The sequence below is a fragment of the Shimia sp. genome (assembly GCF_041624275.1).
GTDB lineage: Bacteria > Pseudomonadota > Alphaproteobacteria > Rhodobacterales > Rhodobacteraceae > Shimia.
The window spans coordinates 1-13853 of the sequence record NZ_JBFJVE010000066.1 but is presented as its reverse complement, the minus strand read 5'-3'; the positions used below and the strand labels follow the sequence as shown (position 1 = coordinate 13853).

At 66.4% G+C, this 13853-nt stretch carries 12 protein-coding genes; 3 read left to right on the top strand and 9 right to left on the bottom strand.

Features of this window, described 5'->3' with window-relative positions:
- A partial coding sequence (locus ABZD10_RS07125; protein WP_372885446.1) for a penicillin acylase family protein occupies positions 1–851 on the top strand: 851 nt, incomplete at its 5' end.
- A gap of 150 nt (positions 852–1001) precedes the next feature.
- Here the strand turns inward: ABZD10_RS07125 and hflX are convergent.
- From hflX to trkA, 4 genes are all read right to left on the bottom strand, one after another.
- Complete coding sequence (gene hflX, locus ABZD10_RS07120) at positions 1002–2273, bottom strand: GTPase HflX (RefSeq protein WP_372885445.1); 1272 nt, start codon at positions 2271–2273, stop codon at positions 1002–1004.
- Positions 2273–2512: an RNA chaperone Hfq gene (gene hfq / locus ABZD10_RS07115; protein ID WP_088648030.1), complete on the bottom strand. Its 240-nt coding sequence runs from the start codon at positions 2510–2512 to the stop codon at positions 2273–2275. Before hfq ends, hflX begins: the two co-directional genes overlap by 1 nt.
- A gap of 120 nt (positions 2513–2632) precedes the next feature.
- A complete protein-coding gene (locus ABZD10_RS07110; protein WP_372885444.1) occupies positions 2633–4204 on the bottom strand; it encodes a TrkH family potassium uptake protein in 1572 nt (523 codons plus the stop codon).
- On the bottom strand, positions 4155–5531 hold the full coding sequence (gene trkA / locus ABZD10_RS07105) for a Trk system potassium transporter TrkA (protein ID WP_372885447.1): 1377 nt from the start codon (positions 5529–5531) through the stop codon (positions 4155–4157). The genes ABZD10_RS07110 and trkA overlap by 50 nt, the downstream gene beginning before the upstream one ends.
- Before the next feature lie 224 nt (positions 5532–5755).
- Here trkA and ABZD10_RS07100 point away from each other — a divergent pair, with 224 nt between their 5' ends.
- Positions 5756–6193: a hypothetical protein gene (locus ABZD10_RS07100; protein WP_372885443.1), complete on the top strand. Its 438-nt coding sequence runs from the start codon at positions 5756–5758 to the stop codon at positions 6191–6193.
- A 20-nt stretch (positions 6194–6213) separates the two neighbouring features.
- Here ABZD10_RS07100 and ABZD10_RS07095 read toward each other — a convergent pair whose 3' ends face one another.
- The 5 genes from ABZD10_RS07095 to dusB form a co-directional block, all read right to left on the bottom strand.
- Positions 6214–7632 carry a sigma-54-dependent transcriptional regulator gene (locus tag ABZD10_RS07095; RefSeq protein WP_372885442.1) on the bottom strand — a complete coding sequence of 473 codons (1419 nt, stop codon included), beginning with the start codon at positions 7630–7632 and terminating at the stop codon, positions 6214–6216.
- A gap of 9 nt (positions 7633–7641) precedes the next feature.
- Positions 7642–9894 (bottom strand): ATP-binding protein, encoded by a 2253-nt coding sequence (locus tag ABZD10_RS07090; RefSeq protein WP_372885441.1) that lies wholly within the window; start codon positions 9892–9894, stop codon positions 7642–7644.
- A 103-nt stretch (positions 9895–9997) separates the two neighbouring features.
- Positions 9998–11362: a response regulator gene (locus tag ABZD10_RS07085; RefSeq protein ID WP_372885440.1), complete on the bottom strand. Its 1365-nt coding sequence runs from the start codon at positions 11360–11362 to the stop codon at positions 9998–10000.
- Positions 11362–12447, bottom strand: a complete 1086-nt coding sequence (locus ABZD10_RS07080; RefSeq protein WP_372885439.1) for a nitrogen regulation protein NR(II) — start codon at positions 12445–12447, stop codon at positions 11362–11364. Before ABZD10_RS07080 ends, ABZD10_RS07085 begins: the two co-directional genes overlap by 1 nt.
- Positions 12444–13442, bottom strand: coding sequence for a tRNA dihydrouridine synthase DusB (dusB, locus tag ABZD10_RS07075; protein ID WP_372885438.1), 999 nt, complete (start codon positions 13440–13442; stop codon positions 12444–12446). Before dusB ends, ABZD10_RS07080 begins: the two co-directional genes overlap by 4 nt.
- 158 nt (positions 13443–13600) lie before the next feature.
- On the opposite strand from dusB, the gene ABZD10_RS07070 reads away from it, so the two are divergent.
- Positions 13601–13853 (top strand): 2-C-methyl-D-erythritol 4-phosphate cytidylyltransferase (locus ABZD10_RS07070; RefSeq protein ID WP_372885437.1); only part of this gene is annotated, 253 nt, incomplete at its 3' end.

Genomic DNA, 13853 nt, shown 5'->3' with positions numbered 1-13853 from the left:
GGCTGATGCAGGGGCGCCAGGTGCATACCCGCGACAGTTTCGTCGAGGCCCAGCTCGACACGGTCAGCTTCACCGCCCGCGCCCTGTTGCCGCTGGTCGGCGCCGACCTGTGGTTCACCGGCCAGGCGGCCCCCGACGGCACGCCGGACCGGCTGCGCCAGCGCGCGCTGACGCTGCTGGCGGAATGGAACGGCGAGATGAACGAACACCTGCCCGAGCCGCTGATCTATGCCGCTTGGCTGCGGGCGCTGCAAAAGCGGCTGCTGGCGGACGAGCTGGGGCCGCTGGCCGAAGAGTTCACCCATGTCGAGCCGCTGTTCATCGAGCGCGTGTTCCGCGATGTCGAGGGCGCCGGCGCCTGGTGCGACGTGATCCAGAGCGCCCCGCGCGAGACCTGCACCGACATGGCGCGGCTGGCGCTGGACGACGCGCTGCTGTGGATTTCCGAAAAATACGGCGACCAGATCGAAAGCCTGCGCTGGGGCGATGCCCATCAGGCGACCCATGACCACCAGGTGCTGGGCGAGGTGCCGCTGCTGCGCTATTTCGTCAACATCCGCCAGTCGACCAGCGGCGGCGACAACACGCTGCAACGCGGGCGCACCGGCGGCAGCGGCCCGGAACCGTTCCAGAACGTCCATGCCGCCGGCTATCGCGGGGTCTATGATTTCGCCGATCCCGACAGTTCGGTCTTTGTCATCTCGACCGGCCAGTCGGGGCATTTCCTGTCGCGCTTTTACGACGACATGGCCCAGCTGTGGCGGCGCGGCGAATATGTGCCGATGTCGCTGGACCCTGATCTGGCACGGGCCGCATCGGTCGGGGTGACCTGGCTGGTGCCGAAAGAGTGAGGCAAGCGCCCTGGAAGGCGCTTGTTGACGCGAAATCGACCTCGCGCTTTTGAAATCGCCGTCTCGAAAGCGCGCCTCACCGGCTTTGGCTGAAGTCCGCAGCCCGCCCAGAGCCAATGCGGCCCCGTGGGCCACGGCAGGAAATACCCGCTACAGCGCCTCGAACTTGCGCGCCTGCCGCGCCGTCCAGCGCACGCGCAGGTGAAAGCCGCTCTCGTCCTGGGTTTCTTCTTCGACGATGCCTTCCTTGAACAGCCAGGCGCGCTGTTTGCCCTGCGAGAAGGCAAGATCGACTTGCGCCTCGCTCTTCTCGGCCTCCAGCGCCCCGGCAATGGCGGCGAACAGCGCCCCGAGCCCCTCGCCGGTGACCGCCGACACGGCAAAGATCGCGTCATCGCGCGCCGCGCGGGCCCGCAGCGCCTCGGCGGCCTCCTGTTCGACAAGGTCGATCTTGTTCCAGACCTCGATCTGCCTGGCGCCCTCGCCGACCCCCAGCGAATTGAGGATATCCTGCACATCCTCGGCCTGAATATCGGTCTCGGGATGGGCGATGTCGCGCACATGCAGGATCAGGTCGGCGGCCAGCACCTCTTCCAATGTGGCGCGGAAAGCGGCGACCAGCTCGGTCGGCAGATCGGAAATGAAGCCCACGGTGTCCGACAGGATGATCTCGGGGCCATCGGGCAGCTGCACCGCGCGCATGGTCGGGTCGAGGGTGGCGAAAAGCATGTCCTTGGCCATCACGTCGGCCCCGGTCACATGGTTGAAAAGGGTGGATTTTCCGGCGTTGGTATAGCCCACCAGCGCCACGATCGGAAACGGCACCTTGGCGCGCGCCTTGCGGTGCAATTCGCGGGTCTTGACCACTTTCGACAATTGCCGGCGCAGGCGCACCAGCTGGTCGTCGATGGCGCGGCGGTCGGCCTCGATCTGGGTTTCGCCGGGACCGCCGACAAAACCCAGGCCGCCGCGCTGACGCTCGAGGTGGGTCCAGGCGCGCACCAGCCGGGTGCGCTGGTAGCTGAGCGCCGCCATCTCGACCTGCAACACGCCTTCGCGGGTGCGGGCACGATCCGAGAAAATCTCGAGGATCAGCCCGGTGCGGTCGAGAAGCTTCACCTTCCAGGCCTTTTCGAGGTTACGCTGCTGCACCGGGCTGACCGGCCCGTCGATCAGCACCAGCTCGATCTCGTTGGCCTTGAACATCTGGCCCAGCTCTTCGATCTTGCCAGAGCCAAACAGCATCCCCGGATGCGCCCTCGGCAGGCGCACGGTGGTCGAGCCGATCACCTCAAGCTCAGGCAGCGCCGCGGCAAGCGCGACGGCCTCTTCCAACGCGAAAGAGGCCTCACGCCGGGTGTCGGCGCCGTAGATATCGGGATGCAGGACCCATGCCCGGGTGACCTGCGCATCATGCTCCATCAAGAGGCGTCTTCACCCTCGTAGAGGTTGATCGGCTGCGCCGGCATGATGGTGGAAATCGCATGTTTGTAGACCAGCTGGCTCTGGCCGTCGCGGCGCAGAAGCACGCAGAAATTGTCAAACCAGGTGATCACGCCCTGAAGTTTCACCCCGTTGATGAGAAAGATCGTCACGGGGACCTTGGTCTTGCGTACGTGGTTGAGAAAAGCGTCCTGAAGGTTTTGTCGGTCCGAAGCCATCGCGTATTTGCCTTTGTTTTTTTAAGTGCCACGGGTGCATTGCAGGCGAGTATGTCGCGCGACCGGACGAGTTTCCACCCCAAAAATCCGCTTCACAGCGCCCTTTGCGACATCAGAGCATCATTTGTGCCACAGCTCGGGCGACAAAAGCGCTATGATTGCAAGCGTTTCGAGACGCCCCAGCACCATCGCCGCGCAGAGCACCGCCTTTACCGCCTCGCTTTGCTTGGCCAGATCGATCGCGGTTTCCGCCGCCACGCTGACCAGCGGCCCGGTGTTGGTCAGCGCCGCGATCGCCATCACCATCGCGTCCTCGAAGCCGGCGCCAAGACCCGCCAGAACCACCGAGATCAGCGCCAGCGACATGGCGAAAAGCATGAAGAACACCCAGGCAATCTGCGATCCCTTGCGCTGGAAACGGCTGTTTTCCGATCCCTTGGCGACCACGATCGACGGGTGGACGAGTTTCTGCATCTCGCCCAGCCCCTGAAGGTAAAGAACATAGACCCGCATCAGCTTCACTCCGCCTGCGGTTGTCGCAACCCCGCCGCCGACGATCGACAGCCCCAACAGGATCATCCCCGGCGTGCCCAGGCCCGACCAGTCCTGCGCGGTCTGCCATTCGACGCTGGCAAAGCCGGTGGTGGTGAGGAAGCTGAGCACCGTGAACACCGCCCCCCAGGCGGCGCGCAGCGCGGCGCGCGCGTCCTGCAACTCATTGACCTCATAGGCGCCAAGCCAGTGGCGCAGGAACAGGAAGGCCGGCACCATGACGACGATCAGCAGCCCCAGACGCACCTCGTGATCGCGCAGCACGTTGTCCCGGCGCAGGGTGCCGGTTTCGGCCGAAAAGGTGGTCCGCGACAGGGCGAAGAGCATGAACAGGAAGAGGATGATCTCGCCGCCCAGCCCGGCCCGCGCCTGCGCCAGACCACCGACATCGGAAATGCCGCTGGTGGACATCACCGCCATGGCATGCATCAGGCTGGTCAGGCCGCGCTCGCCCAGCACCAGCAGCAGCACCCAGACGATCGCGGTCAGCCCGGTATAGACCGGCACCAGCGCCAGCGCCCCGCGCGACCAGCGCTTCATCGGATGGGCGGCATCGACATGGTCCTGCCCGCCCTCGCCCAGGGCCGGCTGCGTGCGCGCCGTGACCTCGAAACCGCCAAGGCTCAGCGGCGCGAAAACCGCCGTGGCGGCAATCCACATCATCAGCCCCCCCATCCAGGCCACCAGCCCGCGCCACAGTTGCAGCGAGGGCGACAGCCGTCCGCCGGGGTCGAACAGCGTCGCCCCGGTGGTGGTGAAGGCCGACAGCATCTCGAAATAGGCGTTGAAATAGGTGGTGGTGGCCAAGCCCCACCAGAAGGGCAGCGCCAGCACCAGCGGCAGGGCGACGAAGGCCAGGAACAGCGAGACCAGGAAATCCACCGTGCGCGGCTCGCGCCCGGTGTCGCTCATCGCCAGCGCGATCAGCGAGAAGATGAACAGGATCAGGATCGCGCTGTAGAAAAAGGCCCGCGCCTCATGCAGATCGTGCAGCGAGCCGGCATAAAGCGCCGGCAGGGCCATCGCCACGCCCGACAGGCCGAACAGCATCAGCAGGAACGGCAGACGGGACAGGCGCGCCAGCATCGGATCAGAAGAAGTCGATCGAGACCTGAAACAGGCGCTCGACTTCGGGAACATCTTCGGCCAGCGCGAAAAGCGCGATCACGTCACCCTCTTCGACCCGGGTGCCGCCCTTGGGTTTGACGATCTCCTTGCCCTTCATGATGGCGCCGATCAGCACCCCCTCGGGGAAGTCGATGTCGCGCACCTTGCGGCCGGCGATCGGCGAGGTCGACAGCACCTCGGCCTCGATGATCTCGGCCTCGGCATCGCCGATCGAATAGACATCGCGTACCCGGCCGTGGCGGATGTGGCGCAGGATCGAGCTGACGGTGGTGGCCCGCGGGTTGATATAGGCATCGATGCCCAGCGGCCCCATCAGCGGCACAAGGGTGGGATCGTTGATCAGCGCCACCGCCATCGGGCAGCCGCGCGACTTGGCCCGCACCGCCGCCAGCAGGTTGACCTTGTCGTCGTCGGTCACCGCCAGCACCGCGTCGGTGCGGTCGATGCCGGCCTCGGACAGGATGGCGGCATTCAGCCCGTCGCCATGCAGGACGATGGTACGTTCCAGCAGCTCGGCGGCGTTCTCGGCGACCTTGCGGCTGCGTTCGATGATCTTGGTGCGCACCCGCTCGGCGTTGCCCTCGAGCGCCTGGGCCACCATCAGGCCGACGTTTCCGCCACCGATCAGAAGCACACGATCCTGTTTTTTCTGTACCTTGCCAAAGACTTCCATGGTTCTGTTGATGTCTTCTCGGAAGGTAAAGACATAGATTTCGTCCTTGACGAACAGCTGGTCGTCAGGCTCTGGCGCAAACAGCGAGCCCTCGCGGCGCACCCCGACCACCACCGCGCGCAGGGTCGAGAACAGGTCGGTCAGCTGGCGCAGCGGCGTGTTCACCACCGGGCAGTCTTCGTCGATGGTCAGGCCCAGCATCTGCACCCGCCCGTCAAGAAAGGTCTCGGTGTCGAAGGCCGCCGGCGCGGTCAGCCGTTTCAGCGCCGCCGCGGCGACCTCCTGTTCGGGGCTGATCACCACGTCGATCGGCATGTGGTCGCGCCGGTAAAGGTCGGAATAGATCGCCTCGAGATAGGATTTGCTGCGCAGCCGCGCGATCTTGCGCGGGATGGCAAAGACCGAATGCGCCACCTGGCAGGTGACCATGTTGACTTCGTCGGAATGGGTCGCGGCGATAATCATGTCGGCGTCGCGGGCCCCGGCCCGGTCAAGCACGTCCGGGTAGCTGGCAAAACCCGCGATCCCCTGCACGTCCAGCGTGTCGGTGGCGCGGCGCACCAGATCCGGGTTGCTGTCGACCACCATCACGTCGTTTTGTTCGCCCGACAGGTGCCGCGCGATCTGCCACCCCACCTGTCCGGCCCCACAGATAATGACCTTCATCACTCGCCTCTCCGGGTTTCGCACAAGCCATGACAGAATGGCCGGCAGAGGTCAAACACAACCATTGACCCGCCCCGGTCGGATGCGCTTTGATCGAGGCATCGCCGGAACCGGTCCCCGAGGCGCGAAAAGCGGCGTCTTTTCAAGGCCCTTTCCGGCGACATGGCCGGGCGTCGGCTTTGCGGCGCGGCGGCCGGAACCCTTTTGACACCGAAAGGCCCGCCATGACACGCCACCTGCTGCCACTGATCGCCCTCGCCGCCCTGGCGGGCTGTCTCGACTACACACCGATGTACAAGGTCGGCGCGCCGCTGGCGGCGACCGAAAGCGTCCGCGCCCAGTGCACCGCCGACGCCACGCTCGAGTTTCCGGTCAATCTGATACGCGAAGTCGAGCCGATCTTCGATGATGACGGCAACGTGATCGGCTATTCGACCACCGTGTTCGACATCAACGAGGGCCGCCGGGTCTCGGCCGCCCGCGCCTGCATGCAGGCGCAGGGCTATCAGCGGGTGACGATCCCCTATTGCGAGGACGCGCAGATCGCCGGCCGGGCCTATCGGCCGCTGACGATCGCGCCGCCGCTCAGCGACTCGATCTGTGCCCTGCGCCAGCCCGGCGGGCAGCGGGCCCTCATCGACCTTGGCCGGCCAGCCGGCTGAGGCCGCCGCCGCCAGCCGGATCAGTCGGCCTCGATGGCCGCGTCATTGTCCACATGCGCCACCCGCGCACCGGATTTGTTCGAGGTCACCACCCCGAGCGACTTCAGCTTGCGGTGCAGCGCACTGCGCTCCATGCCGACGAAATTCGCGGTGCGGCTGATATTGCCGCCGAACCGGTTGATCTGGGTCAGCAGATATTCGCGTTCGAAGGCTTCGCGGGCCTCGCGCAGCGGCAGGGTCGCCAATGCCCCCGAAAGCACCACCCGGCCCTCTTCTCCGCCTGCGGACGCGCTTTCGCCGGGCAGCTCACGGGCCTCGATGGCGCCGGTGCCGTCGCCGAGGATCAGCACCCGTTCGATCAGGTTCTTCAACTGGCGCACGTTGCCCGGCCACAGCATGGTCTGCATCAGGGCCACCGCCTCGTCGGTGATCTGGCGCAGCGGCAGGCCCTGGGCGGCGTTGAACTCGGCGATGAAATAGCCCGCCAGCAGCGGGATGTCCTCGCGGCGCTCTTCCAGCGAGGGCACGGCGATCGGCACCACGTTGAGCCGGTGATAAAGCTCCTGACGGAAATTCTGGGCCTCGATCTCGGCTTCGAGGTTGCGCGTCGTCGACGAAATCACCCTGAGGTCGACCCGCACCTTCGCGGTGCCTCCGACGCGCTGGAACTGCTGGTCGACCAGCACCCGCAGGATCTTGGACTGGGTCGCCAGCGGCATGTCGGCGACCTCGTCGAAATAGATCACGCCGCCGCTGGCCTGTTCCAGCAGCCCGGGCTCGACCCCGCGCTCGGACCCTTCGCGGCCGAACAGCATTTCCTCGACCCGCCCCGGCTCCATCCCGGCGCAGCTGACGGTCACGAAGGGCGCCGAGGCGCGGTTGGAATGGGCGTGGATATAACGCGCCGCGACCTCCTTGCCGACCCCGGCGGGCCCGGTCAGCATCACCCGTCCGTTCGACTTGGTGACCTTGTCGAGCTGGCCGATCATCGCCCGGAAGGCGGCGCTTTCGCCGACCATTTCGGCCGGGCGCGACTCCTGCCGTTTCAGCTCGAGGTTCTCGCGCCGCAGCCGCGAGGTCTCCATCGCGCGGCGGATCACCACCAGAAGCTGGTCGATGTTGAAGGGCTTCTCGATGAAGTCATAGGCCCCCTGCTTGATCGCGGCGACGGCGATCTCGATGTTGCCATGCCCCGAGATGATCACCACCGGCACCTCGGGATAGTCGCGCTTGACCGCCTTCAGGATGTCGATCCCGTCCATGTTGCTGTCTTTCAGCCAGATGTCGAGGATCAGCAGCGCCGGCATTTCCGACGCCACCTCCTGCATCGCCTGATCGGAATTCGCCGCCAGCCGGGTCTTGTATCCTTCGTCCTCGAGAATGTCCGAAATCAGCTCCCGGATGTCCCGTTCGTCATCCACAATGAGAATATCACCCATCAAAACACCTCAACACGTTTCTTCCTGCGCCCGCTCCGGCCGCGCCACGGCCAGGGGCAGACGGATCAATGCCATTGCGCCCGCACGGGTGTCCCCCTCGAAGACGGGCGCGTCGTCCAGAACAAGGCTGCCGCCATGTTCCTCGATAATCTTCTTCACGATCGGCAGCCCCAGCCCGGTGCCCTTGTCGCGGGTCGTGACATAGGGCTCGAACAGCCGTGCCCGATCCTGCGGCAGGCCAATGCCGTTGTCGCAGATACGGATCTCGGCCCAGTCGCCGACCACCGCGCAGGCCACCCGGAGCCGCGGCCGGAAATCGCCTCCGACGCCGGCGTCGATACGGCTTTCGATCGCCTCGCCGGCGTTCTTGATGAGGTTGGTCAGCGCCTGGGCGATCATCGCCTCGTCAAGATCGGCCGGCACCGGCCCCTCGCAGATCTCGGTCTCGAAGCTGACCCCGGGCTGGCCGGCCTCCTGCAACAACACGATGCTGCCGAGGATCGGCACCAGATCGGTCTCGCGGCGGTCGGGCTCGGGCATGCGGGCGAATTTCGAAAACTCGTCGACGATGCGCCGCAGCCCGTCGGTCTGGCGGATGATGACCTCGGTCATCTGCTCGAGCTTGTCGCTGTCCTCGCCGACCCGGGCGGCGAACTTGCGGCGGATGCGTTCGGCCGAAAGCTGGATCGGGGTCAGCGGGTTCTTGATCTCATGGGCGATCCGGCGCGCCACGTCGCCCCAGGCCGCCATCCGCTGCGCCGTCACCAGGTCGGTCACGTCGTCAAAGGCCACCACGTAACCCTCGAGCGTGCCGTCCTCGTTGCGCCGCGTCGACATGCGCACCAGCAGGCTTTCCAGACGCCCGGCGCGGGTGACCTTGATTTCCTCCTGCGCGACCTCGCCCGGCCCCGACACCAGCGCCTTGAACATGGCACCGAATTCCGGCACCGCCACGGCGATGAACATGTCGGCATGGGTTTCGGTCCAGTCCAGAAGCCGCTCGCCCGAGCGGTTGACGAAAGTCACCCGCCCGTCAGGGTCGAGCCCGACGACACCCGAGGTCACCGAGCTCAGCACCGAATCGAACAGCCGCCGGCGGCGCTCGATCTGGTTGGTGTTCTCGACCAGCGTTTCGCGCTGCGCCCGCAGCTGGCGCGTCATCTGGTTGAAATAGCGCCCCAGCATGGCGATCTCGTCGTCGCCCTCTTCCTCGATCACCTGCACCGCCAGATCCCCGGCCCCGACCCGCTGCGCCGCCCCCGCCAGCCGCCCCACGGGGCGCGCAAGGCGCTCGGCGAACCACAGGCCCATCCAGATCGCGGCGAGGATCAGGATCACCGCGAAGCCGAGATAGACCAGGCCGAACTCGAACAGCACCCGGCCGCGTTCGCTTTCAAGCTGGTTGTAGAGCTTGGCGGTTTCCTGGGTCTCGTCGAGCAGGCTGAAGATGCTGCCGTCGACCTCGCGGCTGACATAGAGATAACGGTCGACGAAGGCATCGAGCCGCACCAGCGCCCGCAGTTCGTTCTCGCCGAGATCGCGGATGATGAGGGCGCCGTTCTGCTGGGCCTCGGCCAGCTGCGCCGCCTCGGGCTGTTCAAAGCCGAACAGGTAGGAACGGTCGCCCCGGGCCCGGATCTCGCCGGTGCCGTCGATGACAAAGGCTTCCTTGACGCCGCGCTGGATCTGCCCCTGGCCATTGGCCAGCAGGATCCTCAGGTCGCCATCGCTGAGAAAGAAGGTCGCCCGGCGGTTGCTGTCGAGAAAGGCGGCCAGCGCCTCGGCGTCGGTCTCGAGGTCGCGCACATGTTCTGCCTCATAGGCCTCGGCGGCGGCCACCGAATTGCCGATCACGCGCGACACCCGCTCCGAGAACCAGCCCTCGAGGCCGATATTCACCGTCAGCCCGGCGAAGATCGCCACCGAGACCGCCGGCACCAGCGCCAGGATCGCGAAGGCGCCGGTCAGCCGCATGTGCAGCCGCGATCCGGCCGACTGCGAACGGCGCGAGGCGATGATGCGTGCCACCCGGTGCAGCACCAGCGCCGCCACCGCCAGCACGTAGACAAAGTCGACCATCAGCACCAGCCGCAGCGACTGCGACGAGGCGCCCTGGTTCATCGGCCCCAGCACCAGAAAGGTGGCCAGGGTCAGCAAGGGCCCCAGCGCCACCAGGCTCCAGGTGGCGGCATTCTGCACGCGCCGCTGCCGGCGCAGGCGCCGCAGCTTGGTCACATGGCTGGTTTTTGCCAGGGTGCTCACCCGACATCCTCAATCAATCTGCGCCAAATACCCGACGCTTCGGCCTGTTTTCAGCCCCCCGACCGCTAAAATGCGACAGATCGGCCACGCTATTGTGGCAGTTTTACATCAATTTGCGACGCCGTGTCACGTGAATATCAAGGTCGGTAATTTTCTTGCGCAGCGTATTGCGGTTGATGCCCAGCAATTCGGCGCATTTCGCCTGATTGCCGCCGGTGGCATCGAGCGCGATTTCGATCAGCGGCAGTTCGATTTCCCGCAGGATGCGCTGGTACAGCCCGTTGGGCGGCAGGATATTGCCGTGCAGGTCGAAATAGCGCCGCAAATGCCGCGCCACCGAGGCCGAGAGTTTCTCGGTGCCGCCGGCCTCCATCAGCGCCCCGGCCTCGGGCTGCGAGCCGACCACCGCCTCGGCCTCGGACAGGGTGACCTCTTCGCCGCGCGCGGTCAGCACCAGCCGTTTCACCGCGTTCTCCAGCTGGCGCACGTTGCCCGGCCAGCTGTAGGCGCGGAACAGTTTCAGGGTCTCGGGCGAAAACACCCGCATCGGCGCGCCGTCACGCTCGGCGCGGGCCAGGAAATGCTCGACCAGAAGCGGAATGTCGTCGACCCTTTCGCGCAGCGAGGGCACCTGCACCGTGGCGCCGTTCAGGCGGTAATAGAGATCCTGACGCACCCTGCCCTTTTCCATCGCATCGGCAAGGTCGGTCTGGGCGGTGGCCATGAAACGCGGCGAATGCTCGCCCGGAGAATCGATCATGCGCACGATCCGGGCCTGCACCTCGTCGTCGATATCGCCGATTTCATCGAACAGGATGGTGCCGCCCTTGGCGCGGGCCAGCACCCGGGCCGGCCCCTCGATATCGGTCAGTTCGCCGGCGTTGACGACCACGAAAGGCAGGTTGCGCCGGTCCGAGAAATCATGCACCTCGCGGGCGATCAGCGACTTGCCGGTGCCGCTCTCGCCCGAGATCAGCACCGGAAGGTCGGTGTTCATCACCCGTGCCACCAGCCGGTAAAGCGCCTGCAACACCGGGGTGCGCCCGACCAGGGGCAGCTCCTCGGGGCGCTCCCCGTCGCCCTGGGGCGCGGCGGCGACCCGGCGTTTCACCTCCAGCGCCTTGGCGGTGCGCTTCATCAGGTCCGGCAGGTCGAAGGGCTTGGGCAGGTAGTCATAGGCCTCGGCCTCGGCCGCCTGGATGGCGGTCATGATGGTGTTCTGCGCCGAGATCACGATCACCGGCAGGCCGGGGCGGTCCTCGGCGATCTTGGGCAGCATCTCGAGCCCGTTGCCGTCGGGCATCATCACATCGGTGATCACCGCGTCGCCCTTGCCCTCGCTGACCCAGCGCATCAGCGTCGTCAGCGACGAGGTGGCATGCACCTTGCAGCCGGCCCGGGTCAGGGCCTGGGTCAGGACGGTTCGGATCGTGCGGTCGTCATCTGCGACAAGGACGGTGCCATCCATCAGCGGGTCTCCTTCAGTTTCGCCTCGGCCTCCTTGGGCAGGCGCGGCAGGGAAATTCGAAACACGGTCTGTCCGGGAACGCTGTCAACGGCGATCAGCCCGTCATGATCCGAGATGATCTTGCTGACCAGTGCCAGCCCGAGGCCGGTGCCGTTCTCGCGCCCCGACACGAAGGGGTCGAAGACGTCGCCCTTGATGTCCTGCGGCAGACCCGGCCCGTCGTCGCGCACCTCGATCTGAAGCGGCAGCGGCTGGCCCGTGCCGTCGGGCCGGCGCATGCGGAACGAATGGTCGTAGAAGGTGCGCAGGCTGATCCTGCCCCCCTTTTCCGAGGCCTCGGACGCGTTCTTCAGCAGGTTCAGCATCACCTGAAGCAGCTGGTCGGCATCGCCCTCGGCCATCGGCAGCGAGGGGTCGTAATCCTCGACGATGGTCATATGGGCGCCGAAACCCACCGCCGCCGAACGCCGCGCCCGGTCCAGCACGTCATGCAGGTTCACCGGGCGTTTCTGCGGCCGCGACAGGTTGCCGAACTGTTCGACCTGTTCCAGCAGCTTCACGATCCGGCGGCTTTCCTCGACGATCAGGTCGGTCAGCTCGAGATCCTCGGGCGCCAGGCTCATCGACAGAAGCTGTGCCGCCCCGGTGATCCCGGCCAGCGGGTTCTTGATTTCATGGGCCAGCATCTCGGCCATGCCGATCGCCGATTTCACCGAGGACTTGCCGCCCTGCGAACGGGTCAGCCGCCCGGCCAGCTCGCGCGAGGTGATCAGGATCAGCATCTTGCCCGGCAGGTCCGAAAGCGGCGCGATCTGCAGGTTGCCCTGGATCGGCGGCCCTTCGCCGGTGCCGATGTCGGCATCGTTGACGAACAGCGGCGTGCCCCGGGTGCGGGCCCGCAGCAGCGCCTCTTCCAGCGGCGCATCGACGGTGATCTTGTCCCAGACCGGCACCCCGCGCATGGATTTCGCCGAGGCGTTGAGAAAGGTCTCGGCCGCCGGGTTGATATCCCAGATCCGGTCCGCGTCATCGACCAGAAGGGCCGGAACGGGCAGCGCGGCCCAGACGAATTCCCTGTCGCTCATGCGGCATCCTTTCTCGGGCCGGGGCTCAGCGCCTCGGACAACATCGCCAGCACCCGCCCGGGGTCGGCCGTGGTCTGAATTTCGCGGCGCAGGGCCTTCGGCGTCGCGGCCTGGTCCATGTACCAGCCAAGATGCTTGCGGGCGACACGGCCGCCGAGTTCGATGCCGTAGAAATCAAGCATCGCCTCGTAATGGCCAGCGGCCATGGCGGCAAAGTCCGCCCCCTGCGGAACCTCGGGCGCCTCGGCCCCGAACAGCGCATGGGCGATCTCGGCCAGCAGCCAGGGCCGCCCCTGGGCGCCGCGCCCGACCATCACCCCGTCGGCCCCCGACTGGCGCAGCGCGCTGGCGGCACTGTCCACGTCCCAAATATCGCCATTGGCGATCACCGGAATGCGCACCGCCTGCCGGACCTCGCGAATCGCCGCCCAGTCGGCACGGCCCTTGTAGAACTGGCAGCGGGTGCGGCCATGAATGGTCACCATCCGCACCCCGGCCGCCTCGGCGCGCCGCGCCAGCTCGGCCGCGTTGCGCAGGCTGTCGTCCCAGCCCAGCCGGGTCTTCAGCGTCACCGGGATCGAGACCGCCGCCACCACCGCCTCGATCAGCGACAGGGCATGGTCGAGATCCTTCATCAGCGCCGAGCCCGAGGCCCCCGCGCCCGAGGCCGAAGTCACCTTTTTCGCCGGGCAGCCCATGTTGATGTCGATCAGCGCCGCGCCGTTGGCCTCGACCTGGCGCGCCGCCTCGGCCATCCAATGGGCCTCGCGACCGGCGATCTGCACCGCCGTGTTGGCACGCCCGAACCCCAGCTCGGCCTTCTCGCGAACCCCCGGCTTGGCCTGCACCATTTCCTGGCTGGCGACCATCTCGGACACCACCAGCCCGGCCCCGAAGGACGAGACCAGATCGCGGAACGGCCGGTCGGTGATTCCGGCCAGCGGCGCCAGAAAAACCGGCGGCTCCAATTCAAGATGTGCAACGTGAACAGCCACTGCCTAATCCTTGTGCGTCCCTTCCTTGCTAGACTGTTCCCCGGGGGGGCTCAATGAATTATCGCCCCATTATGCAGCAGATTTCTTCTTTTGATTAATTTTTAATCAGCTCCAAGCCGCCAATTGCCACGCTCGCTTGCAGGTTCTAGACAGGGGCGATGAGCAGAGACCGAGATAGAAACGCCGCCATTCTGGTGGCTGCCGGGCGCGGCACCCGGGCCGGTGGTGGCCAGCCCAAGCAGTGGCGCAGCCTTGCCGGGCGCCGGGTCGCCGACTGGACGGTGGCGGCCTTTCGCGACCACCCCGAGATCGAGCGGGTGCTGGTCGTCACCCACCCCGAGGACGACGACGAGGCGGCCCGCCTTGGCGTGGATTTCGTGCACGGCGGCGCCACCCGCGACGCCTCGGTGC

What these genes read in the sequence shown, in the direction of transcription:
- hflX (WP_372885445.1), bottom strand. Translation starts at nt 2,273, where the DNA reads ATGGAGCATGATGCGCAGGTCACCCGGGCATGGGTCCTGCATCCCGAT.
- ABZD10_RS07100 (WP_372885443.1), top strand. Translation starts at nt 5,756, where the DNA reads ATGACACGCCACCTGCTGCCACTGATCGCCCTCGCCGCCCTGGCGGGC.
- ABZD10_RS07095 (WP_372885442.1), bottom strand. Translation starts at nt 7,632, where the DNA reads ATGGGTGATATTCTCATTGTGGATGACGAACGGGACATCCGGGAGCTG.
- hfq (WP_088648030.1), bottom strand. Translation starts at nt 2,512, where the DNA reads ATGGCTTCGGACCGACAAAACCTTCAGGACGCTTTTCTCAACCACGTA.
- ABZD10_RS07110 (WP_372885444.1), bottom strand. Translation starts at nt 4,204, where the DNA reads ATGTTCCCGAAGTCGAGCGCCTGTTTCAGGTCTCGATCGACTTCTTCT.
- ABZD10_RS07085 (WP_372885440.1), bottom strand. Translation starts at nt 11,362, where the DNA reads ATGGATGGCACCGTCCTTGTCGCAGATGACGACCGCACGATCCGAACC.
- trkA (WP_372885447.1), bottom strand. Translation starts at nt 5,531, where the DNA reads ATGAAGGTCATTATCTGTGGGGCCGGACAGGTGGGGTGGCAGATCGCG.
- ABZD10_RS07080 (WP_372885439.1), bottom strand. Translation starts at nt 12,447, where the DNA reads ATGAGCGACAGGGAATTCGTCTGGGCCGCGCTGCCCGTTCCGGCCCTT.